The 25,108-nt window shown below is 68.7% G+C and carries 14 protein-coding genes; 13 read left to right on the forward strand and 1 reads right to left on the reverse strand.

The genetic code is table 11. The features are described 5' to 3' along the window. Positions 1 to 48 precede the first annotated feature (48 nt). The gene (locus tag ACZLHH_RS03050; protein ID WP_049461831.1) at positions 49 to 2,148 is read right to left on the reverse strand and encodes a glycosyl hydrolase family 18 protein; all 2,100 of its coding nucleotides are present in this window, start codon (positions 2,146 to 2,148) and stop codon (positions 49 to 51) included. 816 nt (positions 2,149 to 2,964) lie between these two features. Between ACZLHH_RS03050 and purL the strand changes: the two genes are divergently transcribed. The 13 genes from purL (at position 2,965) to ACZLHH_RS03115 (ending at position 25,102) form a co-directional block, all read left to right on the forward strand. Beyond that, entirely contained in the window at positions 2,965 to 6,849 is a 3,885-nt protein-coding gene (purL, locus tag ACZLHH_RS03055) for a phosphoribosylformylglycinamidine synthase (RefSeq protein ID WP_143048192.1), read from the forward strand. Between the two features lie 438 nt (positions 6,850 to 7,287). Continuing rightward, positions 7,288 to 14,466: an ESPR-type extended signal peptide-containing protein gene (locus tag ACZLHH_RS03060; RefSeq protein ID WP_049461662.1), complete on the forward strand. Its 7,179-nt coding sequence runs from the start codon at positions 7,288 to 7,290 to the stop codon at positions 14,464 to 14,466. Between the two features lie 157 nt (positions 14,467 to 14,623). Beyond that, positions 14,624 to 16,477, forward strand: coding sequence for a S8 family peptidase (locus ACZLHH_RS03065; RefSeq protein WP_049461663.1), 1,854 nt, complete (start codon positions 14,624 to 14,626; stop codon positions 16,475 to 16,477). Between the two features lie 136 nt (positions 16,478 to 16,613). Beyond that, on the forward strand, positions 16,614 to 18,338 hold the full coding sequence (gene gspE, locus ACZLHH_RS03070) for a type II secretion system ATPase GspE (protein WP_049424954.1): 1,725 nt from the start codon (positions 16,614 to 16,616) through the stop codon (positions 18,336 to 18,338). Between the two features lie 24 nt (positions 18,339 to 18,362). Further along, positions 18,363 to 19,583, forward strand: coding sequence for a type II secretion system protein XpsF (gene xpsF, locus ACZLHH_RS03075; RefSeq protein WP_032130133.1), 1,221 nt, complete (start codon positions 18,363 to 18,365; stop codon positions 19,581 to 19,583). Between the two features lie 49 nt (positions 19,584 to 19,632). Further along, the gene (gspG, locus tag ACZLHH_RS03080) at positions 19,633 to 20,076 is read left to right on the forward strand and encodes a type II secretion system major pseudopilin GspG (protein ID WP_004142831.1); all 444 of its coding nucleotides are present in this window, start codon (positions 19,633 to 19,635) and stop codon (positions 20,074 to 20,076) included. Between the two features lie 6 nt (positions 20,077 to 20,082). Continuing rightward, the gene (gene xpsH / locus ACZLHH_RS03085) at positions 20,083 to 20,577 is read left to right on the forward strand and encodes a type II secretion system protein XpsH (RefSeq protein WP_032130132.1); all 495 of its coding nucleotides are present in this window, start codon (positions 20,083 to 20,085) and stop codon (positions 20,575 to 20,577) included. Beyond that, positions 20,574 to 20,993 carry a type II secretion system protein XpsI gene (gene xpsI, locus ACZLHH_RS03090; RefSeq protein ID WP_049461664.1) on the forward strand — a complete coding sequence of 140 codons (420 nt, stop codon included), beginning with the start codon at positions 20,574 to 20,576 and terminating at the stop codon, positions 20,991 to 20,993. Before xpsH ends, xpsI begins: the two co-directional genes overlap by 4 nt. Continuing rightward, entirely contained in the window at positions 20,990 to 21,622 is a 633-nt protein-coding gene (locus ACZLHH_RS03095; protein ID WP_071228220.1) for a type II secretion system protein J, read from the forward strand. The genes xpsI and ACZLHH_RS03095 overlap by 4 nt, the downstream gene beginning before the upstream one ends. Beyond that, positions 21,619 to 22,482, forward strand: coding sequence for a type II secretion system minor pseudopilin (locus tag ACZLHH_RS03100; RefSeq protein ID WP_049424963.1), 864 nt, complete (start codon positions 21,619 to 21,621; stop codon positions 22,480 to 22,482). Before ACZLHH_RS03095 ends, ACZLHH_RS03100 begins: the two co-directional genes overlap by 4 nt. Then, positions 22,479 to 23,624, forward strand: a complete 1,146-nt coding sequence (locus tag ACZLHH_RS03105; RefSeq protein ID WP_049461666.1) for a PilN domain-containing protein — start codon at positions 22,479 to 22,481, stop codon at positions 23,622 to 23,624. Before ACZLHH_RS03100 ends, ACZLHH_RS03105 begins: the two co-directional genes overlap by 4 nt. Continuing rightward, the gene (gene gspM, locus ACZLHH_RS03110; RefSeq protein ID WP_032130127.1) at positions 23,599 to 24,318 is read left to right on the forward strand and encodes a type II secretion system protein GspM; all 720 of its coding nucleotides are present in this window, start codon (positions 23,599 to 23,601) and stop codon (positions 24,316 to 24,318) included. The genes ACZLHH_RS03105 and gspM overlap by 26 nt, the downstream gene beginning before the upstream one ends. Beyond that, positions 24,308 to 25,102: a hypothetical protein gene (locus ACZLHH_RS03115; protein ID WP_049461667.1), complete on the forward strand. Its 795-nt coding sequence runs from the start codon at positions 24,308 to 24,310 to the stop codon at positions 25,100 to 25,102. Before gspM ends, ACZLHH_RS03115 begins: the two co-directional genes overlap by 11 nt. Positions 25,103 to 25,108: the final 6 nt, after the last annotated feature.

The following is a 25,108-nucleotide window of genomic DNA, read 5'->3' on the forward strand; positions in this document are numbered from 1 at the left end:
TCTACAGGTGGGAGGCCGGGGATGCGTGCCGCATCCCCGGCTTTTTTCTTACTTCAGGCCATCACTGACCGCCTTGGTCAGCGTGCCCTGTGCATCGTCACCACTGAACTCCCAGACGAACGCGCCGCCCAGGCCCTGGGTCTTCACGTAACCCATCTTGCGGGTGATGTTGGCCGGGGTGTCGAAGCTCCACAGCGTGCTGCCGTTGTAGATCCAGGTGGCACCGGCGGTGTTGTCGGTGTAGCTCGGCCACGCCAGGTTCTTCAGCACCTTCCAGTCCTCGATGCCGGCTTCATACGTGCCCGGGGCAGCGCCGGTCGCGGTCTGGTACAGGCCGTTGTTGGCGTTGGCCACACCGGTCCAGCCACGCCCGTAGTAGCCGATGCCCAGGTTGAGCTTGGCGGCAGGCACGCCACGGCTGATGAAGGCCTCGATGGCGTCGTTGCTGTTGTAGAGCTTCTGGTCGCCGGTGGACGGATCATTCGGCGAATCGAACAGCGCCGACTGGTGATTGGTCTTCGCATCCCACGCGCCGTGGAAGTCGTAGGTCATCACGTTGATGTAGTCCAGGTACGGGTGGTACGCGGCCGGATCGGTGACGCGGATCTTGTCGATGCCGGCACCCACCGCCACCGTCAGCAGCAGGCCCGGACGCACCGCATCGAGCTGGCGGCGGAACTCGGCCATCAGCGCGGTGAAGTTGGCGTTGTCCTCCGGCTTGCCGCATTCGATGCCACACGCCACCGGGTATTCCCAGTCGACGTCGATGCCGTCGAACACACCCAGTGCGGCACCGGCGCCACCGGCACCGTCGGTCACCGGCAGGTTGCCCTTGATGTAGGCGTCGATGCACGAGGCGACGAAGGCCTGGCGGTTTTCCGGGCGCGCCGCGCTGGAGAAACCACGCGACCAGGTCCAGCCACCCAGCGAGATCAGCACCTTCATGCCCGGGTACTTGGCCTTGAGCTGCTTGAGCTGGTTCCAGTTGCCACGCAACGGCTGGTCCCAAGTATCGGCACTGCCGCTGACGCTCTCGGCGGCACTGAAGGCCTTGGTGTAGTCGGCGAAGGCATCGCCACCGGCACCGCTGTTCGGATCCGACGGCTGGGTGATGCCCACTTCGCAACGGTTGTTGCGCACGTTGCCGAACGCGTAGTTGATGTGGGTCAGGCGTGCGGCCGAGCCACTGCTGTCGATGTTCTTGACCCGGTAATTGCGGCCGTAGATGCCCCACTGGGTGAAGTAACCGATCACCCGCTTGCCGGTGGTGCCGCCGTCGCCGGCCAGCGTAGTGGCGCTGATCTCGGTGCCCTGGGCCGAGGCGTTGCCGGCGTTGTCGCGGGCACGAACCCGGTAGCGGTAGGTGGTGGAGGCAGTCAGCCCGCCATCGATGTAGCTGGCGCTGGACGGTGAACCGACCAGGCTGCCGTTGCGGTACACGTCGTAGCCGGCCACGCCGCTGCCACCGGTGTTGTCGGTGGACGGGCTCCAGCTGAGCGCGATGCTGTTGGCGGTGCGGGTGCCGACCGCCAGCCCGCCCGGCACGCTCGGTGCGGTGGTATCGCCACCGGCGGCATTGACGGTGATGGTGATGGTCGCGGTGCTGGTGGTGGCGTTGTTGTTGTCGGTCGCGACTGCACGCAGGGTGTGGCTGCCGGCGCTGGCATTGGCCCAGCTGGCCGCGTACGGCGCACTGGTGGCCACGCCCAGCGTGCTGCCATCGCGGAAGAACTCGACCTTGGCGACGCTGCCGTCCGGATCACTGGCGTTGGCGGTCACGTTGACCGTGCTGCCGGCGCTGAAGGTGGCGCCGTTGGCCGGCGAGGTCAGGCTGACCACCGGCGGCTGGTTGCTGCCGCTGCCATCGCAGGCACCGAGGTTGGTGTAGTAGGGCGCACCGGCCGGATGGTCCGGCGGCGCGTTCCAGATGTCCTGGTTCGCCCGATAGAGGACGCCTCCTTTCTGCAGGGTATCGCCGGCCCGGTAGATCTTGGCCTGGTCCCACTGGGCCACGCCGGCACAGCTGGCGGCCTGCGCCAGGCCGGGCAGGGCGGCGGTACCGGCGGCCAGGGCAAGCAGCCAGGCCAGGCGGCGGGGACGACAGCTTCGGGTCGAACGTTCGGCACTGCGCACAATCGGGTCGTACATGGGTAAGTCTCCGATCAAAGGGCGCGCGGGCCCCGATGGCGCCGCGCGTGACGCAGGTCCGGGCGTCGCCCGGGAAGGCGACGGAGGGGGCGGACGGAGGTACCTGGGAGGCCGGGGAGAGAGTCCGGCACCAGGTAGGGACAACGTTGTCATCAATCGTGTGGTCAATCCGTGAGCGAGTGCATGGTTCGGGGATTTGGCGGAGAGCGGCGCTGGTGCGCGGTCGGCGGCCATCGGCGGAGCCCCCTCGTGGCTGGGGCTTTCCGCGAACAGCGGATTTCTGGGGGGTGGCCGTGCGGGTGGGCTGCGCAGGGGACGCCGTGAATCCATCCCTGGAGGCTCGGGCGCGCCATCCATGGCGCTTACGCCCCTGCGCAGCCCACCCGCCCGGCCACGGACAGGTTCCTGCGCGGCCAGCCACGGAAGACAGAACAAAAAATCAAAAGCAGAAGCCGATCGCTTCGCTCTTCAATGCCTGACTTCTGAGATTTCCCTGGTTGCCGGCCAGCGGCCGGCATTACCGGGGAGCATCCACGCATGGCGTGGATCTACTGCAGATCTCGGAAATCTGTCGAAGGCGGGGTGGGTCCGGTTGCGGGGGCGTGAGCCGCATGGATGCGGCGATCGAGCCTCCATGGACGGATTCACGGCGTCCCCCGCAACCGGACCCACCCCGCCATCCCACGGGAACCCCGCTTTTGCTTTGGCAGTTGCCGTTGCCTTGGCCTCGGCGGGTGCCGGGCGCCGCCCGGCCAAAGCCCTTCCCCCGCTTCCGGTACAATGTCGGGCCCGTTTCCCAACTACGGTTCCCCGGACATGATGGTCCTCGAGGGCGCGCCCGCCCTGTCGCCGTTCCGCCGCGAACGTCTTGAATCCCGCCTGCAGTCCATCGCTCCCTCCCTGCGTATCAGCGGTGCCTGGCACGTCTACTTCGTGCAGCCCGAAGGCAGCGCCGCCCCCGACCTGACCACCCTGTGCCGCATCCTCGAAGCCGCGCCGCAGGCCGAGGCCGTGGCCGACGGCGCGGTCAGCCGCATCGTGGTGCCGCGCCTGGGCACGCTGTCGCCGTGGTCGAGCAAGGCCACCGAACTGGTCCGTGGTGCCGGGCAGCCGGTCAGCCGGGTCGAGCGTGGCCTGCGCATCGACGTGCAGGGGTGGCCGGCCGATGCCGCCGCCCAGCAGGCGCTGGTCAAGGCGCTGCACGACCCGATGACGCAGTCGGTGCTGGAGACCGTGGAACAGGGCCAGGCGCTGTTCTCGGCGCCGGCCCGCGGTGAACTGGAACGCGTGCCGGTGGACCAGCTGGAGGCTGCCAACCAGCGCCTCGGCCTGGCCATGGCCCAGGACGAGATCGACTACCTGCGCGAACGCTTCACCGCGCTCGGCCGCGCGCCGTCCGACGTCGAGCTGATGATGTTCGCGCAGGCCAACTCCGAGCACTGCCGGCACAAGATCTTCAACGCCAGCTGGACCATCGACGGCCAGGAGCAGGACCGCTCGCTGTTCCGGATGATCAAGAACACCCACCAGCAGACCCCGCAGCACACGCTCAGCGCGTACAGCGACAACGCCGCGGTGATCGAAGGCCATCCGGCGTCGCGTTACCGCCCGGATCCGGCCAGCGGCGAATACCGCCGCGAGCCGCAGGTGCCCAGCGCGTTCCAGATCAAGGTGGAAACGCATAACCATCCGACCGCGATCGCGCCGTTCCCGGGTGCCTCGACCGGCAACGGTGGCGAGATCCGCGACGAAGGCGCGACCGGCCGCGGCGGCAAGCCGAAGGCGGGCCTGTCCGGGTTCTCGGTCTCGCACCTGCGCATTCCGGAGCTGCCGCAGCCGTGGGAAGCGCCGCGCGCGCTGAACCCGCGCATGGCACCGGCGCTGGAAATCATGACCGACGGCCCGCTTGGCGGCGCTGCGTTCAACAACGAGTTCGGCCGCCCGAACCTGCTCGGCTACTTCCGCAGCTTCGAGCTGCCGGAAGGCGCCGATCTGGTGCGCGCGTACGACAAGCCGATCATGCTGGCCGGTGGCCTCGGCGCGATCGACCGCGTGCAGGTCGACAAGATCCAGCTGCAGGCCGGTGATGCGGTCATTGTGCTCGGCGGTCCGGCGATGCTGATCGGCCTGGGCGGCGGTGCCGCCAGTTCGGTGGCCTCCGGCGAGAGCGCCGAGGACCTGGACTTCGCCAGCGTGCAGCGCGACAACCCGGAAATGGAACGCCGCTGCCAGGAGGTCATCGACCGCTGCGTGGCGATGGGCGCCAACAACCCGATCAAATTCTTCCACGACGTTGGTGCCGGTGGCCTGTCCAATGCCATCCCCGAACTGCTGCACGACTCCAAGGTCGGCGGTGTCATCGACCTGGGCAAGGTGCCCACCGATGATCCGTCGCTGTCGCCGATGCAGCTGTGGTGCAACGAGTCGCAGGAACGCTACGTGCTGGGCGTGGCCCAGGAGCGCCTGGCCGAGTTCGCCGCACTGTGTGCCCGCGAGCGCTGCCCGTTCGCCGCGGTTGGCGTGGCGACTGCCGAGGAACACCTGGTGGTGGCCTACGGTGCGGTGCCGGGCCACACCCCGGCCGATGCGCCGATCGACCTGCCGATGGATGTGCTGTTCGGCAAGCCGCCGAAGATGCACCGCGACACCGCGCATCCGTCGGCCCCGCGCTGGCCGGCGCTGAAGACCGGCGGCCTGGACCTGCAGGAAGCCGGCCTTCGCGTGCTCGCGCACCCGACGGTGGCGTCAAAGAATTTCCTGGTCACCATCGGTGACCGCAGCGTCGGTGGCCTGACCGCACGCGAACAGATGGTCGGCCCGTGGCAGCTGCCGGTGGCCGACGTGGCGATCACCCTGGCCGACTTCGAAGGCGTGTCCGGTGAAGCGATGTCGATCGGCGAGCGCACCCCGCTGGCCCTGCTCGACGCCGCTGCTTCGGCACGCATGGCGGTGGGCGAAGCGTTGACCAACCTGTGCGCGGCCCCGGTCGATGCGCTGGATGAGATCAAGCTGTCGGCGAACTGGATGGCCGCGGCCGGCCACCCGGGCGAAGACGCGCTGCTGTACGACGCAGTGAAGGCGGTGGGCATGGAACTGTGCCCGCAGCTGGACATCAGCATCCCGGTGGGCAAGGACTCGCTGTCGATGCAGGCGCAGTGGCACGACCAGGGCGAAGCGCACAAGAGCGTGTCGCCGGTGTCACTGGTGATCTCGGCGTTTGCGCCGGTGGCCGACGTGCGCCAGCAGCTGACGCCGCTGCTCGACCGCGACGTGGAAAGCGAGCTGTGGCTGATCGGCCTGGGCGCCGGCAAGCAGCGCCTGGGCGGTTCGATCCTGGCCCAGGTGCATGCCGACCACGGCGAACTGCCGGCTTTCGCCGGTGCCGCTCCGGACCTGGACGACCCGCAGCGCCTGCGTGGCTTCTTCGAACTGATCCGCGATGCGCGCCAGTCCGGGCTGCTGCTGGCCTACCACGACCGCAGCGACGGCGGTGCCTTCGCTGCGCTGTGCGAAATGGCCTTCACCTCGCGCCTGGGCCTGGACATCACCCTCGATGCCTGGGGCGATGATCCGTTCCGCAGCCTGTTCAATGAAGAACTGGGTGCGGTGGTGCAGATCGCGCGCGAAGACCGTGCTGCGTTCGCCGATCTGGTCGAACGCCACGCACTGACCGAATGCGCACAGCGCATCGCCAAGCCGACCACCGCGCCGGTGGTGCGCGTGTCGCTGGGCGGCGAGAACCTGGCCGAGTGGCGCTGGGACGCGCTGTTCGACGCCTGGTGGTCGGTCACCCACGCGATGCAGAAGCGCCGCGACAACCCGGCCAACGCCGACGCCGAGCGCGAGATTGCGCGTTCCTTCACGGCGCCGGGCCTGAAGCCCAAGCTCAGCTTCGACCTCAACGAAGACGTGGCGGCGCCGTTCATCAGCACCGGTGCGCGCCCGCGCGTGGCCGTGCTGCGCGAGCAGGGCGTGAACGGCCAGATTGAAATGGCCAACGCCTTCGAACGTGCCGGCTTCCGCGCGTTCGACGTGCATATGAGCGACCTGATCGAAGGCCGCGTGGCCCTGCAGGACTTCACCGGCCTGGTCGCCTGTGGTGGCTTCAGCTACGGCGACGTGCTCGGTGCCGGCCGTGGCTGGGCCACCTCGATCCTGGAGCGCAGTGCGCTGCGTGATGCCTTCGCCGCATTCTTCGCGCGCGAGGACAGCTTCGCGCTGGGCGTGTGCAATGGCTGCCAGATGATGAGCCAGCTGAAGGGCATCATTCCGGGGGCCGAGCACTGGCCGCAGTTCCGCCGCAACGCCAGCGAGCAGTTCGAAGCCCGTACCGCGCTGCTGGAGGTGGTGGAATCGCCGTCGATCCTGCTGCGTGGCATGGCCGGATCACGCCTGCAGGTGGCGGTGGCGCATGGTGAAGGCCAGGCGGTGTTCGACAACGCCGTTGACCAGGCCGCCGCACGCGTCTCGCTGCGCTACATCGACGGCAATGGCAACGTCGCCAGCCAGTACCCGCTGAACCCGAACGGTTCGCCGGACGGCATCACCGGCCTGACCAGCAGTGACGGCCGCGTCACCATCATGATGCCGCACCCGGAACGCACCCCGCGCGCGCTCAACCTGAGCTGGGCTCCGACCGAGTGGCAGGGTGACTCGCCGTGGATGCGCATGTTCCGCAACGCGCGGGTGTGGTGCGGCTGATCGCACTGCATCGCGCAGGCCTCAATGCCATCGCGTATGGAAAAACCCGCCGTTGATCGGCGGGTTTTTCTTTGCGCGCTTGAAACTCCAGTCGCGACCGCTAGTTACATGCATTTTCATGCGTCGAGGAATCGTCACGCATGTATAACAAAATACTTTCATAAACACGTGAAATAGTGATGTGCTTCACGGCAATAGGATTTGCTGTGTCAAAGTCTTGACGATCTGCAAAGTTGCCGTTAACACTTGAGCCCCGTTTCAGAATCATTCATTTCGCAGTAACCGCTTGGCGCACGCGCTCGGTTTTCTGTCGCTGCGCGCCGTTCGGCAATACCCCGCAGTAAATCACGCGAATAAACGCCCCCAGGGGACGTTGGGCCGGAAAGCCCAGCGGTGGCGTTGCTTTGCCCAAAACCAGTCCAATCAGGAGCCGTACCGATGAATCGGATTTATCGCAAGGTCTGGAACAAAGCATTGGGTCAGTTGGTGGTGGCCTCGGAACTGGCCTCCTCCGACAGCGGCGGCGGGGTCGTCGACCAGCGCCGCGATGCGACACAGGCCACGCCCGCACTGTTGGCAGTGGCACTGGGCCTGGCAATGGGGTTGGGCATGAGCGGCAGCGCCGCAGCACAGTCGGTGCAGATCGGCGGCAGCGCCACCTGCGTTGCATTCAGCGGCAAGCTGCTCGAAAAGTGCCTGATCGAAGGCTCGGCCACGGCCAAGGGCAGCAACGCGGTGGCGATCGGCAGCAACAGCAATGCCAGTGCCGCCAACAGCGTTGCGCTGGGCGCTGGCTCCAAGGCCACGCGGGCCAACACCGTGTCCGTCGGCGATGCCGGCAAGGAACGGCAGATCGCCAACGTTGCGGCGGGCACCCAGGCGACCGATGCGGTGAACAAGGCGCAGTTGGACGCGCAGGCGCGCGCCACCCAGGCTGCGCTGGCCGACGTTGCCGCAGATGGCAACCGCTATTTCAAGGCCGATGGCGCAGGCGATGACAGCGACGCGGCGAAGATCGACGGGCAGGGCGCAGTCGCGGCCGGTGCCGGCGCGCAGTCGCTGGCCAATGCCACCACTGCCATCGGTACCCAGGCCATTGCCGCGGGCCTGGGCGCAAGCGCGTTCGGCCAGGGCGCCTTGGCAATCGGCGATGCCAGCGTGGTGGTCGGGCAGAGCGCTGCGGCCTTCGGTCTTGGCGACACCGCGGTTGGCGCAAGCGCGACCGCCGCCAGCGAGAACGGCGCGGCCACCGCACTGGGTGCGCTGTCCGAAGCGACTGCCGATGGCGCCACGGCTGTGGGCGGCGGTGCCGTGGCGATGGGCCCGGGCAGCACCGCATTGGGCCGCGGCGCTACCGCCGCCAACGAAGCGTCGATTGCGGTGGGTGCATTCAGCACCGCCGTTGGTGAATACAGCACCGCGCTGGGCTCGAATTCCGCTGCGGTTGCCACCGGCAGCGTGGCGCTCGGCGCGGGCTCGCTGGCCGACCGCGTCGATACCGTGTCCGTTGGTGCCGCCGAATACGGGCTGACCCGGCAGATCACCAGCGTGGCCGCAGGCACCGAAGACAACGATGCAGTCAATGTCGGTCAGCTGAAGGACGTCGCCGCCGTGGCCGATTCCACCGCCAAGCGCTTCCAGGCCAATGGCAGCAGCAACAGCGATGCCGGTGCACTGGCCGAGGGCGACGAGGCGCTGGCGGCCGGCGAGGCCGCCAATGCCATCGGCAACGGCACCACTGCAGTCGGTGCCGGCGCCACCGCCGTCGCGCAGAACGCCACTGCCGTTGGCAACAACGCGCTGGCCTCGGGCCAGAACAGTGCCGCGTTCGGCAACAACGCGCAGGCCAACGGTCCGGGCAGCGTTGCCGTGGGTGGCGCTGCGGTGGATGCCGACGGCAACCCGCTGATCACCAGCGGCGGCGTGCCGGTGGAAACCGGCGCAACCAGCGCAGGCGTCGGCGGCACTGCGGTCGGCGCCAGTGCCGAAGCCAGTGGTTTTGCGGCGTCGTCCTACGGCGTCGGCGCCTATGCGGCCGGTGCGCAGGCGTCGGCCTTCGGCGCCGTGGCCAATGCCATCGGCGATTATTCCACCGCGCTGGGTACGCAGAGCAACGCGACGGGCACCAGCAGCGTCGCCATCGGTGGTCCGGCTGACCTGATCCCCGGCCTGGGCTTCTTCGTGCAGACCCAGGCCAGTGGCGAAGCCGCCACCGCCGTCGGTGCCGGTGCCATCGCCAGTGGCGACCGTGCCGTGGCCAACGGCAGCCTCAGCGAAGCCTCCGGCGCCGAAGCGACCGCGGTCGGCTACTTCGCCTATGCACCGGGCGAGAACGCCAGTGCCCTCGGCGCGCAGACCTGGGCGAGCGGTGCGCAGAGCACGGCCGTGGGTTACTACGCCACCGCACGCGGCGCGAACAGTGTGGCACTCGGCGCGAATTCCGAAGCGGTGCGCGCCAACAGCGTGGCCGTCGGCAGCGCCGGCAACGAGCGGCAGATCACCAGTGTTGCTGCAGGCAGCGAAGCCACCGATGCGGTGAACAAAGCCCAGCTCGACGCCGTGGCCAGCACTGCCGACACCACCGCGCGTTTCTTCCAGGCACAGCCGGAGGCGGGCAGTGATGCTGGCGCACTGGCTGATGGCGAAGGCTCCATCGCTGTGGGTTCGTCGAGCAATGCGATCGGCGCAGGTGCCATTGCACATGGTGCTGCCGCGTCGGCCATCGGCGATGACAGCGTGGCCGTGGGCCGCAACAGCGCGGCCACCGGTAATGGCGGTGTCGCCATCGGTGGCCTCGGCCAGGCCTACGACGAGTTCAACCAGCCGATCATCGGTGCCGATGGCACGGCGCAGCAGGTGGGCACCACCGCTGTTGCCGATGCCACCGCAGTCGGCAGCGGCGCGCAGGCCACCGGGGCTGCCAGCAGCGCCTTCGGCAACGCGGCCAAGGCCAGTGGTGACAACAGCTTCGCCGCAGGCGGCAAGTCGCGCGCCACCGGCAGCTATGCGGTTGCGGTCGGCGACAGCGCATTCGCCAGCAGCGATGACAGCACTGCAGTAGGCGGTTACAGCTGGGCGACTGCCAGTGGCGCAGCAGCATTCGGTTCGGGTGCATGGGCCACTGCCACCAATGCCTCGGCGTTCGGCAACGCGGCCTGGGCCAGTGGCAGCGGCGCAACGTCCATCGGTTACAACAGCTGGGCCAACGGCGCCAGCTCCACAGCGGTCGGCCGTGGTGCCTTCGGCTATGGCGACAACAGCGTGGCGCTGGGCTTCCAGGCGCTGGGCAACAGCATCAACAGCATCGCCATCGGCACCAACACGGTAGCCGGTGGTGAAAGCGCGATCGCGCTGGGTGCGGGCAGCAATGCCAGCGCCAGCAATACGGTCGCGCTGGGTGCCGGTTCGGTCGCCAACCGAGCGCGCACGGTGTCGGTGGGCAGCGCCGGCAACGAACGCCAGGTCACCAACGTCGCCGCCGGCACCCAGGCCACCGATGCGGTGAACAAGGCGCAGCTGGATGCGGTGGCGACCACGGCCACCACCACCAGCCGCTTCTTCCAGGCCAGCGGCAACGGTGATGACGTAGCCGGTGCGCTGGTGGAAGGTGACAACGCACTGGCGGCCGGTGATGCCGCCAACGCCATCGGCAATGGCGCCACCGCACTGGGTAGCGGCGCCAACGCGCTGGCCAGCAACGCACAGGCGCTGGGCTTCAATGCGTTGGCGACCGCAGCCAACGCCAGCGCTGTTGGTGCCAACGCACAGGCCACGGGCGAGTACGCCACCGCGCATGGCGCGGAAAGCGAAGCCAGCGGCGAGCAGAGCGCGGCGTTCGGTGCGGCCAGCATCGCCAGCGGCGCCGGTAGCACTGCCAATGGCGTGCTGTCCGAAGCGTCCGGCGAAGAGGCCGTGGCCGTGGGCTACTTCAGCAATGCCAGTGGTGACGCGGCCACCGCTGTCGGTAGCGAGAGCGTAGCCAGTGGTACGGCGTCGGCGGCCTTCGGTATCGGTGCCGAAGCCAGCGGCGGTTACAGCACCGCCATCGGTGGCTACGCGCAGGCCTCGGCGTTCAATGCCACCGCGTTCGGCAACTTCGCCAACGCCTCCGGCTCCAACAGCGTGGCAGTGGGTGGCGACTCGGAAGCGTCCGGCGCCTACAGCACCGCCACCGGCCAGGGCAGCCTGGCCACCGGCACCAACAGTGTCGCCGTTGGCGGCTCGCTGTTCGGTCTGCTGGCCACCGAGGCATCGGGCAACTACTCCACTGCGGTGGGTGGTGGCGCCTGGTCGGGGGGCATCAACAGCACCGCACTGGGCAACGCCGCCGAATCGCGTGGTGCCAACAGCGTGGCGCTGGGTGCGGACTCGATTGCCGACCGTGACAACACCGTATCGGTGGGCGGCGGTGGCAATACCCGCCAGATCACCAATGTGGCCGACGGCATCCAGGGCAATGATGCGGTCAACAGGAATCAGCTCGATGCCGTAGCCGCGGCAGCGGAAAAGACCAGCCGGCAGTTCCAGGCCAGTGGCAATGCCGATGGCGAAACCGGGGCGCTGGTCGAGGGTGACAACGCGCTGGCGGCCGGTGACGCGGCCAATGCGATCGGCAACGGTGCCACCGCGCTTGGCAGTGGTGCCAATGCGCTGGCCGCCAACGCCACCGCCGTGGGCATCGATGCGCTGGCCACCGGTAGCAACGCGGCTGCCCTGGGCAGCACGGCACAGGCCACCGGCGAAGACAGCCTGGCGCTCGGTACCGGCGCCAGCGCCAGTGAACTGGGCGCCACAGCCACCGGTGCGCGTGCGCAGGCCAGTGGTGCGTACAGCACCGCCAGCGGCGCCGAAGCCAATGCCAGCGGCACCCAGGCATTGGCCAGCGGCTTCCGCAGCGCCGCGTCCGCCGATGGCACTACCGCTGTCGGCGGTTATGCCGAAGCCAGCGGTCGGCTCGGCACGGCACTGGGCTACGGTTCGGCGGCCAGTGGCGCCAACACCACGGCGGTCGGCTTCGGTGCCGCCGCCGCCGGTACCGGTGCAGTAGCGGTCGGTCAGTCCAGCGAAGCCAGTGGCGAAGAAAGCGTGGCGATCGGTGGCAGCACCTTCTTCGGCCTGATCCCGTCGCGTGCCAGTGGCACCGGTGCCGCGGCATTCGGTGCGGGCGCGTGGGCCACCGAAGACTACGCCACGGCGATCGGCTGGAATTCGTGGGCGGCGGGCAGCAGCGCCACCGCGCTGGGTGCCAACGCCACCGCCAATGGCAACAACAGCGTCGCGCTCGGCGCCGGATCCAAGGCCGACCGTGACAACACTGTGGCCGTCGGCAAGGCGGGCGGTGAGCGCCAGGTCACCCATGTCGCAGGCGGTACCGAAGCCACCGATGCGGTGAACAAAGGCCAGTTGGATGCAGTCGCCAGCGTCGCCGACAAGACCAGCCGGCAGTTCCAGGCCAGCGGCAATGCCGATGGCGAGGCCGGTGCCCTGGTGGACGGTGACAACGCACTGGCCGCCGGCAACGCGGCCAACGCCATCGGCAACGGCGCCACCGCGCTGGGCAGTGGTGCCAATGCCATGGCCGGCAATGCCACGGCCGTGGGCTTCGATGCGCTCGCCACCGGCAACAATGCGGCGGCGCTCGGCAACGCGGCGCAGGCTGCTGGTGTCGACAGCGTAGCCGTGGGCAGTGGCGCCAGCGCCAGCGAACTCGGCGCCAGTGCTACCGGCGCCGGCGCCCAGGCCAAGGGCGCTTACAGCACTGCCAGCGGCGCGCAGGCCACGGCCAGCGGCACCCAGTCGCAGGCCAGTGGTTTCCGCGCCAATGCTTCGGCCGACGGCGCTTCGGCGCTGGGCAGCTATGCCGAAGCCAGTGGTCGCCTTGGCACTGCAGTGGGTTACGGCAGCAAGGCCACCGGCGCCAATGCCACTGCGGTGGGTGTCAGTGCCAACGCGTCGGCGGCCGGCAGCATCGCACTGGGCGCAGGCTCGGTGGCCGACCGTGCCAACACCGTGTCGGTGGGCAGCAGCACCAGTGATCGTCAGATCACCCGCGTCGCCGCCGGTACCGAGCGCACCGATGCGGTCAATCGCGGCCAGCTTGATGCGGTCGCCGCAACCGCTGATGGCACGGCGCGTTACGTCAAGGCCACCGGCGCAGGTATCGCCAGCGCCAGCGGCAGTGATGCCGCCGCGATCGGTTCGGCGGCCAGCGCCAGCGGCGCACGCAGCAATGCACTGGGTGCCAATGCGATGGCGATCGGCAATGGTGCACTTGCGCTGGGTACCAGCGCCGGCGCATCCGGTGCCAACTCGGTGGCACTGGGCGCAGGTTCGCGTGCGCTCGATGCCAACGTGGTGTCGGTCGGCGGTGGCAACGGCACCGAGGGTCCGGCCACGCGCCGCATCGTCAATGTGGCCGATGGCCGCATCGCCGCCGGCAGCAGCGATGCCATCACCGGCTCCCAGCTCAACGTCACCAACCAGCGGGTGGGTGCGGTGGAAACGCGCGTGGGCGATTTCGATTCGCGCATCGCCACCGTGGAAACCACCGCGGCCAGCGCGGTCGGCTACGACGACGCCAGCCGTGACCGCCTGACCCTGTCCGGCTTCCAGGGCACCACCATCGACAACGTCGGTGCCGGCAGCATCGCTGCGGGCAGTCGCCAGGCGATCAACGGCGGCCAGCTGTTCCAGTCGCTCAGCGATGCCGCCAGCTTCCTCGGCGGTGGTGCCAGCGTCGGCATGCAGGGGGTGTTCGTGGCCCCGAACTACGTGATCCAGGGCGCCACCTACAGCAACGTCGGCGATGCGCTCGGCGCGCTGGACCGCAAGGTCAGCGAGATCGACCGCAGAACCGCCGGTGGCTCGCGTGCCGGGACTGCCAACCTGCGCGCGATGAGTGCCTCGCTGGATGAGAGCCCGCTGGCAAGCACCGCTGATGCACCTGCAACGGCCGACGCGGCACCGGCCAGCACCGCGCGTGTGCAGGGCACGCCGACCGCTGCTGCCGCCGGTGCCGGGATTCCGGTTGGCACTCCCGCGACGGGCTTCAATGCCGTCGCCATGGGCGAGGGCGCCGTCGCCAGTGGCGCTTCGTCCACGGCCATCGGCCAGGGCGCCAATGCCACTGCGGCAAATGCCGTGGCGCTGGGCCAGGGCTCGGTTGCCGATCGTGCCAACACGGTCTCGGTGGGCAGTGAAGGCAACGAGCGCCAGGTCACCAATGTGGCGGCGGGTACCACGGCCACCGATGCGGTCAACAAGGGCCAGCTCGACCGTGGCATGGCCACGGCCAACAGCTACACCGACAGCCGCGTCCAGGCCGTCGCCGACAGCTTCGATGTGTTCAAGGGCGAGATCGACGGACGCCTGCGCCACATGGATCGCCGCATCGACCGCCAGGGTGCGATGAGCGCGGCGATGCTCAACATGGCCACCAGTGCCGCCGGTATCCGCACCCAGAACCGGGTCGGCGTCGGCATTGGTTTCCAGGGCGGCGAGTCGGCGTTGTCGCTGGGCTACCAGCGTGCGATCAGCGATCGCGCCACGGTGACCTTCGGCGGTGCTTTCAGCAGCGACGACAGCTCGGTTGGCGTCGGTGCCGGCTTCGGCTGGTAAGCCACTCCATCGCGCCGGCGGCCACCCACGCCGGCGCAGCACCTGCAGTGAGGGCCTGGGGGGAGGTCACGGCAATCCCGGCTGGGCCGGCCGGGAGTCGTCAAGGAATGATGGCCGCAGTGTTGGTTCGATCCATGACCCAGAAGAGGAATTCGACGTGATCAAGAAGCAGAACCTTCGCATCAATGTGCTTGCCGCCGCCGTGCTGTCGATGACGGCCGTCGGTGCCGTCCACGCCGCCGGCCTGCCGACCCGCGAACCGGTGCGCCAGGCCAGCACCGCCCAGCCGGGCACCGAGCGCATCATCGTCAAGTACCGGGCCGGCGCTGCCGCCGCCACCGACCGCTCGGCGAAGCTGTCCACCGTGCAGTCGGCGCTGACCCGGGCCAGCCTGTCCGGCGGTACCTCACGTGCCAGTACCCTCGGCCCGCAGGTGGTACGCAAGCTCGCTACCGGTGCGGACCTGATCCGCGTGCAGGGCCGCCTGGCCCCGGCCGAACTGCAGCGTGTGCTGAAGGAACTGCAGGCCGACCCGTCGGTGCAGTACGCCGAAGCCGACGTGAAGCTGCGCCGCACCGAACTGCGTGCCGGCAACGTACAGCCGGCGCTGGTGCCGAACGATCCCTTCTACCAGCAGAACCAGTGGCATCTGCACAATGCGGTCGGCGGCATCAACGCACCGGCGGCATGGGATGTCTCGCAGGGTGAGGGCATCGTGGTGGCGGTGATCGATACCGGCATCCTGCCGCAGCATCCGGACCTGGTCGGCAACCTGCTGGAGGGTTACGACTTCATCAGCGATGCGGAGACCTCGCGGCGCCCGACCAACGATCGTGTGCCGGGTGCGCAGGACTACGGTGACTGGGTCGAGAACGACAACGAGTGCTATGACGGCTCGCTGGCCGAGGACAGTTCCTGGCACGGCACCCACGTCGCTGGCACCGTGGCCGAGCAGACCAACAACGGCGTCGGCATGGCCGGTGTCGCCTACAAGGCCAAGGTGCTGCCGGTACGTGTGCTGGGCAAGTGCGGCGGCTACCTGTCCGACATCGCCGACGCGGTGGTCTGGGCATCGGGTGGCACGGTGACCGGCATCCCGGCCAACACCAACCCGGCCGAGATCATCAACATGAGCCTGGGCGGCAGCGGTACCTGCGGCAGCACCTACCAGGACGCCATCAACGGCGCGATCTCGCGTGGCACCACGGTGGTGGTCGCGGCGGGCAATGAAGCCGACAACGCATCCAAGTACCGTCCGGCCAGCTGCGAAGGCGTGGTGACCGTGGGTGCCACGCGCATCACCGGCGGCATCACCTACTACTCCAACTACGGCACCCGCGTGGACCTGTCCGGTCCGGGTGGCGGCGGCAGTGTCGACGGCAACCCGGGTGGCTACATCTGGCAGACCGGCTCCAATGCGGCGACCACGCCGGAATCGGGCACGCCGGGCTACATGGGCATGGGCGGTACCTCGATGGCCTCGCCGCATGTGGCCGCCGTTGCTGCACTGGTGCAGAGCGCACTGATCGCCAAGGGCAAGGATCCGCTGACCCCGGCCGCGATGCGTACCCTGCTGAAGGAAACCGCACGTCCGTTCCCGGTCGCCATCCCGGCAGCCACGCCGATCGGTACCGGCATCCTCGATGCCAAGGCCGCGCTGGCCAAGGCACTGGAAGAACCGTGCACCGAGAACTGCGGGCCGGTGGCCACGCCGCTGACCAACAAGGCCGCCGTCGGTGGCCTGTCCGGTGCGGCCGGCAGCAGCAAGCTCTACAGCTTCGAAGCGGCTGCCGGCAAGCAGTTCAGCGTGATCACCTACGGTGGCACCGGCAACGTTTCGGTCTACGTGGCTGAAGGCCGTGAGCCCAGTGCCAGCGACAACGACGCCAAGTCGACCCGTCCGGGCACCTCCGAGACGGTGCGGGTGACCAAGCCGGTGGCGGCCACCTACTACATCAAGGTGGTGGGTGAAGCGGCCTACAACGGGGTGAGCATTCTCGCCACGCAGTAAGCTTGAACTGTCGTAGTTGAATGGCCGAAGCCCGTCATCCCATGTGACGGGCTTCGTCTTTTTACGAAAGGTGGCGCAGGGGCGGCGGAAATCATGGCTTAACTGTTAAAGTCGAGCCGATTGACAGGAGAGTCATGTGAACGCGCTTGCTGCTACCGCCGCTGCCGACGACGCTGAAGGCCGCATCCTGGATGCGCTGCTGGCGCGCGGCCGGCTGAAGGAAGGCGATCTGGCACGTGCGCGGCCGCTGCACGCAGAGGCCGGCGGCAGCCTGCTGGGCCTGCTGGTGCGGCTGGGGCTGGTCTCCGAGCGTGACCAGGCCCAGGCCAGCGCCGAAGTGCTGGGGCTGCCGCTGCTGGAAGGCAAACAGCTGCCGGAAGCACCGCCACAAGGGCTGGCGGAAGGCTTGCCGTTGTCGCTGCGCTTCCTCAAGCAGTTCCATGTCTGCCCGCTGGCGCTGGATGAACAGGGGGTCCGGCTGTGGCTGGCCGATGCCCATGATCCTTATCCGCAGCAGGCCGTGCAGCTGGCACTGGGTGTACCGGTGACACCGGTGCTGGGCATGCGCGCAGAAATTGATGACCTGGTCGAACGCTGGTTCGGCCAGGGCCGCAGCGCGATGGGCGCGATCGTCGAAACCGCCGATGGCGAGGGCGGTGCGGTCGATGACATCGAGCATCTGCGTGACCTCGCCTCGGAAGCGCCGGTGATCCGCCTGGTCAACCTGGTGATCCAGCGTGCAGTGGAGCTGCGCGCTTCGGACATCCATGTCGAACCGTTCGAAAGCCGGTTGAAGGTGCGTTACCGCGTCGATGGCGTGCTGGTGGAAGGCGAAAGCCCGCCGGCCAACCTCACTGCTGCGGTGATCAGCCGCATCAAGATCATGGCCCGGCTCAACATCGCCGAGCGCCGCCTGCCGCAGGACGGCCGCATCATGCTGCGCGTGCAGGGCAAGGAGCTGGACCTGCGCGTGAGCACGGTGCCGACCGCGCACGGCGAAAGCGTGGTGATGCGATTGCTGGACCGCGAAACGGTGGTGTTCGATTTCCATCGTCTCGGTTTCACTGACGCCTTCCTGCCGCAGTTCCGCAAGGTGCTGGAACAGCCGCACGGCATCCTGCTGGTGACCGGCCCGACCGGTTCAGGCAAGACCACCACGCTGTACACCGCGCTGAGCCAGCTGAACACTGCCGACGTCAAGATCATCACGGTCGAAGACCCGGTGGAATACCAGATCGAAGGCATCAACCAGATCCAGGCCAAGCCGCAGATCGGCCTGGACTTCGCCAACGCCCTGCGCAGCATCGTGCGCCAGGACCCGGACATCATCATGATCGGCGAAATGCGCGACCTGGAAACCGCGCGCATCGCGATCCAGTCGGCGCTGACCGGCCACCTGGTGCTGTCCACCCTGCATACCAACAACGCAGCCGGCGGCATCACCCGCCTGCTCGACATGGGCGTGGAAGACTACCTGCTTACCTCCACCATCAACGGCATCCTGGCCCAGCGCCTGGTGCGTCGGCTGGAGCCGACCCATGCCGAGCGCTATGAAGCCTCGCCGGAGGAGATCGAACGCTTCGAGCTGCGCCGCCTGCAGCCGGAAGGACCGATCCACCTGTACCGCCCGAAGCCCTCCGCGCTGGCGCCGACCGGTTACCTCGGCCGGACCACCATCATGGAATTCCTGGTGATGAACGACGCGCTGCGGCGCGCGGTGATGCGCCGCGACGGCATGGGCGAGATCGAACGCATTGCCCGCGAAGCCGGTATGCGCACGATGTACGAAGATGGTCTGTCCAAGGCCCTCAGTGGTCAGACGACCATCGAGGAAGTGCTGCGTGTCACCGAGGAAAGCTGATGCGCGCAGGACGCCGGGGCTGACATGCCGACCTACCGTTACAAGGCACTGAATCCGCACGGCGAGATCTTCGACGGGCAGATGGAAGCGGCAAGCGAGGCCGAGCTGGTCGCGCGCCTGCAGGACCAGGGCCATCTGCCGATGGAGACCCAGCTGGCCGATGGCGGTGCGATCGGTGGCAGTACCTGGCGCAACCTGTTCCGCCAACGGCCGCTGCAGGGTGCGGCATTGCTGCAGTTCACCCAGCAGCTGGCGACACTGCTCGGTGCAGGCCAGCCGCTGGATCGCGCGCTGTCGATCCTGCTCGGGTTGCCCGAAGACGAACGCTCGCGCCGCGCGATCACCGACATCCGCGATGTGGTGCGCGGTGGCGCGCCGCTGTCGACCGCACTGGAGCGCCAGCATGGGTTGTTCTCGCGCCTGTACGTGAACATGGTGCGGGCCGGTGAAGCCGGCGGCAGCCTGCACGAAACCCTGCAGCGCCTGGCCGACTACCTCGAACGCAGCCGCGCGTTGCAGGGCAAGGTGATCAACGCGCTGGTGTACCCGGCCATCCTGCTGGTGGTGGTGGGTGGCGCGCTGCTGTTCCTGCTCGGCTACGTGGTGCCGCAGTTCGCGCAGATGTACGAAAGCCTGGATGTGGCGCTGCCGTGGTTCACCAACGCGGTGCTGCAGCTGGGCCTGTTCGTGCGCGACTGGTGGGTGTTGCTGCTGGTGGTGCCAGGGATACTTGCGCTGTTCTTCGAACGCAAGGCGCGGCAACCGGCCTTCCGGCTGGCGCTGGATGGCTGGCTGCTGCAGCGTCGCGGCATCGGCCGCCTGCTCGGCGAACTGGAAACCGCGCGGCTGGCCCGCACGCTGGGCACCCTGCTGCGCAATGGCGTGCCGTTGCTGGGTGCCTTGGGCATCGCCCGCAACGTGCTGGGCAACCGCGCGCTGGCCGCCGATGTGGAAGCCGCCGCGGATGAAGTGAAGAACGGTACCGGCCTGTCGCTGGCGCTGTCGCGCGGCAAGCGTTTCCCGCGCCTGGCGCTGCAGATGATCCAGGTCGGCGAGGAATCCGGTGCACTCGATACCATGCTGCTGAAAGCCGCCGATACCTTCGAACAGGACAGCGCCCGGCGCATCGACCGCCTGCTGGCGGCGATGGTGCCGGCGATCACCCTGGTGCTGGCCTCGGTGGTCGGTGCGGTGATCGTTGCCGTGCTGGTACCGCTGTACGACCTGACCAATGCCATCGGTTGACGATGGATCCCTACGCAACCCCGACACTCCGCAACTGAAAGGACCGACCATGATTGCTTCCCGTCGACCGATCCGCCTTTCCTTCACCGCCGCGCGCAACCAGTCGGGCATGAGCCTGCTGGAAATCATCATCGTCATCGTGCTGATCGGTGCGGTGCTGACCCTGGTCGCCAGCCGCGTGCTGGGCGGCGCCGATCGCGGCAAGGCCAACATCGCCAAGGCGCAGGTGCAGACCGTTGCGTCCAAGGTCGACAATTACCAGATCGATACCGGCAAGCTGCCCGGCTCGCTCAACGATCTGGTGACCGCACCGGCGGGTGTCGGTGGCTGGCTGGGGCCGTATGCCAAGCCGGCTGACCTGAACGACCCGTGGGGCCACGCGCTGGAGTACCGTGCGCCGGGCGAAGGCCAGCCGTACGAGCTGATCAGCCTCGGCAAGGATGGCAAGGCCGGCGGCAGCAGCGTCGATGCCGACATCCGCTACCAGCCGTAATCCTGCATGACGTATTTCCTGCCGCGCCGGCTGCCTCGCCCGCGCCTGCACGGCAGGCGCGCAGCAGGCCTGTCGCTGCTGGAAATGCTGCTGGTGATCGCGCTGATCGCAGCGATCGGCCTGATTACCGCCGCCGGCCTGTCGCGCGGCTTCGCCGGCATGCAGCTGCGCAGCGCCGGCAAGGACATCGCCAACCAGCTGCGGGTAGTACGCGCGCAGGCGATCGCCCGCGGCGAGCCGCAGCGCTTTGTCATCGAACCGGCAAAGCGGCGCTGGGAAGGCGCCAACCAGCGCCATGGTGACGTGCCGGCACAGCTGCAGGTGCAGTTCGAAGGCGCCGCGCAGCTGGCCACCGCGCCAGGGCAGGGCGTGATCGAGTTCCATCCCGATGGTGGCTCCAGCGGTGGCCGCATCCGGCTGCAGCGTGACGATGCCGAATGGCGCATCGACGTGGGCTGGCTGACCGGTGAGGTCCGCTCCGGCCCCTGGCGGGCACAATGAAGCGGCACATTCGCGGCTTTACCTTGCTGGAAGTGATCATCGCCTTTGCCCTGCTCGGGCTGGCGCTGACCCTGCTGCTGGGCAGTCTGTCCGGTGGTGCCAGGCAGGTGCGCGAGGCCGAGCTGCGCACGCGCGCGATACTGCATGCGCAGTCGCTGCTGGCCGAAACCGGTGTCGCCACGCCACTGCAGGTGGGTAGCCAGCAGGGCGACTGGGAACAGGGACGCTACCACTGGGAGCTGCAGGTGCAGCCGTGGGTGGAGCCACGTGCCGGCAACGCCGTGCAGTCACAGTCGGCCGGTGCCCCCTGGCTGGCCGAACTGCAGCTGCAGGTGCGTTGGGGCGACAGCGAACGCGAGCAGCTGCGCTGGCGCAGCCTGCGCCTGCTGCCGCCGGACCTGGAGAGCGCGCGATGAAGCGCCGCGCCGCGGGTTTCACGCTGGTTGAAGTGATGCTGGCCACGGTGCTGCTGGCCGGTGGCCTGGCGCTGGCGTTCGCCAGCGTCCGCTCGGCAATGGCGGTCAGTCAGCGTGGCGAGCAGATCGCGGCCGAGAGTGAGCGCATGCGCGCGGTGCAGGCGCTGTTGCGGCGGCAGCTGGCCGGTGCGCTGCGCGCGCCGCTGGAAGTACCCGATCCCACCCGCGAACCGATCTTCTTCCAGGGCGAAGAGCAGCGCATGTTGTTCGCCGCCGATCTGCCGGGCTACCTCGGCCGCGGCGGACCCTACCTGCACGCGCTGCAGGTGGACGGCCGCGATGGCCAGCAGCGCTTGCTGCTGGACCTGGTGCTGCTGCAGGAAGGCGAGCGCATCGCCGAGAACCCGCCGCGCCCGCCGGAAGTGCTGGTGGAAAACCTGAAGTCGGTACAACTTCGCTATCGCGGCATCGATGCCAGTACCGGCCAGGTGAGCGACTGGATGCCGCGCTGGGACGATACCCGCCGCCTGCCGATGCTGGTGGAGATCAAGATCGTCCCGGCCAGGGGCGCGCCCTGGCCGACGCTGGTGGTGGCGCCGCGCAACGGTGGCAGCGGAGGCGCGCGATGAACCGGCAACACGGTGCGGCACTGGTACTGGTGCTGTGGTTGATCGCATTGATGACCGCGCTGGTCGGTGCGTTCGCGCTGAGCGCACGGGTCGAGCATCTGCAGCAGCGGGTGCTGGATGACGATGCACGCGGCCAGGAACGGGCGCGCGCCGGCCTGGAGTACGCGCTGCTGCGCCTGTCCGCCGATCCGCTGCGGGCGCCCTGGCGCGCTGATGGCCGAACCTACCGCTGGCAGTTCGATGACGCCAGCATCGAGATCAAGGTGCTGGACGAGAACGGCAAGATCAACCTGAACCTGGTCGACGTGACCTTGCTGACCGCGTTCCTCAAGGCGCTCGGCGAAGACGAAGGGGCAGCCCGGCAGCTGGCCGGTGCCATTGTCGACTGGCGTGATGAAGACAGCCTGCTGCAGCCGGGCGGCGGTGCCGAAGCCCCGGACTATGCGGCGGCGGGGTTGCCGTATGGCCCACGCAACAAGCGTTTCGAGACGCTCGGTGAACTGCAGCGGGTACTGGGCATGCGCGGCCCGCTGTACAAGGCCATGCTGCCGCACCTGACCCTGTACAGCCGCCAGGCACGCCCGGATCCCCAGTTCGCCAGCGCGCCGGTGCTGACCGCACTGGGCCTGGATGCGGATACCGTGCTGGCGCAGCGCGCACAGCAGGAGCGTGACGCAGATACCGCTGGCGGTGCGACAACGCTTGCCAGCAGCAGCGGCACCTATAGTATCGAGTCTCGTGCAACCGACGGCAGTGGACGCCGGTCGGTGTTGCAGGCAGTGGTACGCAATGGCTCGGGCGGGGTTCCCGGGCGGTCCTACACAGTGCTTCGCTGGGAGCAGGGAATGACAGCAAGATGACGGCATGGCAGGACAGTGTGCGGCAGGTGCAGGGCCGGATCGGCCCTGGCGCCGGCCGTTTCCTGCGCTGGTGGCGGCAATCGCTGCTGGCCTGGGTGCCGGCACGTTGGCAGTGGGCACTGGGCTGGGCACAGGCGCGCCTGCTGCTGCAGCGCCAGGGTGAGCAGCTGCAGGTCTGGCGAGAGGCCGGAGAACGCCGCGAAGCAGTTGCCAGCGTGCCATGGCCGCTGTCGCCGGCCGAACTGGACCGCGTGCTGGAACCGCGACTGCGCAGCCTGCCGCGGGTGTGGCTGCTGCCGGCCAGCGAGGTACTGCGTCGTCATCTGCGCCTACCTGCGGCTGCGGCCGACCGGCTGCGCGCCGTGGTCGGTTTCGAGATCGACCGCCAGACGCCGTTCGAATCCAGCCAGGTCAGCTATGACGTGCGTGAACTCGGGGGCGCCGCCGAGGGCCAGCTGCAGGTCGAACTGATCGCCTGGCCACTGCGCCAGCTTGAGGCGTGGCGGGCCAGCGTAGGCGAATGGGCCGATGCACTGGCCGGTGTCGATGCCATCGACACCGAGGGTGAATCCCTGCAGGTGAATCTGCTGCCACCGGGGCAGCGCCAGCTGCGGGCAGACCCGACGCGGCGCTGGAATGTGCTGCTGGCCGTGGCCGCGCTGGTGATGCTGGTGCTGGCGGCCCTGCAGCTGCTCGACAACCGCCGCGCCGCCGCCGACGAACTGCGTGCGCAGGTCGAGCGCAGTGCACGCAGTGCGCGTGGTGTCGCCAGCGAACGCGCGCAGCTGCAGGCGCTGATCGATGGTGCCGCATTCCTGGAAAAGCAGCGCAGCCAGCGCGCCGGAACGGTGGAAATCTGGAATGAACTGACCCGGCGCCTGCCGGAGGGCACTTACCTGGAAAAGCTGGCCATCGAGAACAACAACCTGCAGCTGATCGGCCTGAGCCGCGAGGCCTCGCAGCTGGTGCAGCTGCTGCAGGACGCACCGCAGTGGCGCAAGGTCAACCTGACCGGCGTACTGCAGGCCGATGGCGCAGCCAGTGGCCGTGACCGCTTCACCATGACCGCCGAACTGCAGCCGTTGCCGGCTGCGGCCCCGACACGGGAGGCGGCCGATGCCGATGCCAAGCGCACGCCGTGACCGCTGGCTGGCACTGGCGCTGCTGCTGGCAGTGCTGGGTCTGGCGTACCTGCTGCTGGTGCACCCCTGGTTCACCCAGCCACTGCGCGAAATCGACGCCGACGTGGCTGCCCTGCGCGAGCGCGAGCAGCGCGTGCAGGCGCAGCTGCAGCAGCAGCCGCAGATCGAACAGCGCCTGCGCGCCACCCGCGAGGCACTGCAGCAGCGGCCGGGCTTCCTGCGCGAAGCCACCGCCGAAGCTGCGGCCGCTGCGCTGGGCGCGAAGCTGCAGGATGCGGTGGCGATGGCCAGCCCGGGCAACCGCAGCTGCACCATCAGCAACCGCACGCCACTGACCGACAACCGCCGTGACGCCGAATTCGTGCGCGTGGCCATGCAGGTGCGCCTGCGTTGCGGTGTGGCCGAACTGGCCACGGTGCTGCACAGCCTGGAAACCGGCAGCCCGCGCCTGTTCGTCGACAACCTCAACCTGATCGCGCAGCGCTTCCAGCAGTCGCCCAACGAGTCCGGGCTCGGCCTGGACGTGTCGTTCGAACTGGCCGGTTACCTGCTGCCCGGTGCTGCGGCCGATGGCGCTGCGCCGGCACCTGCAGCCGAACCGGGCGCGGCGCCGCAACCGCCTTCGGCCACACCTGCACCGGCCGCCGCACCGGCTGCGCCGGAAGAAGGGCAGGAGGTGGCCGATGAAGCTTGAGCAGATCAGCCTTCGCACCGGCTTCCTGCTGGCACTGGCCGGCTGGGCGGCAGCGGTCTGGCTGGCCACCGGCTTCGGTCTGGGCAGCCAGCTGCCAGGTGCGGACGGTGATGCCGATGCGGTGCCTTCGTTGCCGGTGCTGCCGCCGTTGGTTGCAGAACGCATGGCCAGTGCCGACAGCTACAGCGCGATCGGCGAGCGACCGCTGTTCGCCGAGGACCGCAGGCCGAAGCCCTACCTGCTCGGCGGCAGCGAGCCCGCCGCCAGCGCCGCGCTGCGCCTGACCGGCGTGCTGCTGACCGGCGACTTCGGCATGGCCACCTTCACCACCGAACAGAACCGCTCGCTGCGCCTGCGCCTCAACGGTGAAGCCGTCGACGGCTGGCAGCTGGTCGCACTGCAGCCGCGCCAGGCCACCGTGATCGGCCCCGGTGGCAACCAGGTGCTGGAACTGGCGGTATTCAACGGGCAGGGGGGGGAACCGCCGACCGTGCTGCGCGGCGCCAACGGTGCGCCACCGGCCGGTGCGATCGTTGTGCCGCCCCCGGCAGGCGCTCCGCCGGCACCGCCGCCGGCTGCGGCAACCGCATCGCCGTCGCCTGCTGGCAGTGCGCCGGCATCCTCGGCTGCGGCGGCCGCCACACCGCCTGCCAACAACAACGGCCCCAGCGAAGCGCAGATGCAGGCCATTCGCGAACGCATCCAGGCCCGTCGCCGCCAGCTGCAGCAACAACAACAGCAGCAACAACCGTCGCCGCCCCCGGGCGATGGCACCAACCGATAGAGTGAA

This window comes from Stenotrophomonas sp. 28608_Sma, from assembly GCF_056486185.1.

Coding starts and splice junctions, on each gene's coding strand:
- ACZLHH_RS03050 (WP_049461831.1), bottom strand. CDS start 2,148: ATGTACGACCCGATTGTGCGCAGTGCCGAACGTTCGACCCGAAGCTGT.
- xpsH (WP_032130132.1), top strand. CDS start 20,083: ATGACGTATTTCCTGCCGCGCCGGCTGCCTCGCCCGCGCCTGCACGGC.
- xpsF (WP_032130133.1), top strand. CDS start 18,363: ATGCCGACCTACCGTTACAAGGCACTGAATCCGCACGGCGAGATCTTC.
- xpsI (WP_049461664.1), top strand. CDS start 20,574: ATGAAGCGGCACATTCGCGGCTTTACCTTGCTGGAAGTGATCATCGCC.
- gspM (WP_032130127.1), top strand. CDS start 23,599: ATGCCGATGCCAAGCGCACGCCGTGACCGCTGGCTGGCACTGGCGCTG.
- ACZLHH_RS03115 (WP_049461667.1), top strand. CDS start 24,308: ATGAAGCTTGAGCAGATCAGCCTTCGCACCGGCTTCCTGCTGGCACTG.
- ACZLHH_RS03105 (WP_049461666.1), top strand. CDS start 22,479: ATGACGGCATGGCAGGACAGTGTGCGGCAGGTGCAGGGCCGGATCGGC.
- ACZLHH_RS03060 (WP_049461662.1), top strand. CDS start 7,288: ATGAATCGGATTTATCGCAAGGTCTGGAACAAAGCATTGGGTCAGTTG.
- purL (WP_143048192.1), top strand. CDS start 2,965: ATGATGGTCCTCGAGGGCGCGCCCGCCCTGTCGCCGTTCCGCCGCGAA.
- gspG (WP_004142831.1), top strand. CDS start 19,633: ATGATTGCTTCCCGTCGACCGATCCGCCTTTCCTTCACCGCCGCGCGC.
- ACZLHH_RS03095 (WP_071228220.1), top strand. CDS start 20,990: ATGAAGCGCCGCGCCGCGGGTTTCACGCTGGTTGAAGTGATGCTGGCC.
- ACZLHH_RS03100 (WP_049424963.1), top strand. CDS start 21,619: ATGAACCGGCAACACGGTGCGGCACTGGTACTGGTGCTGTGGTTGATC.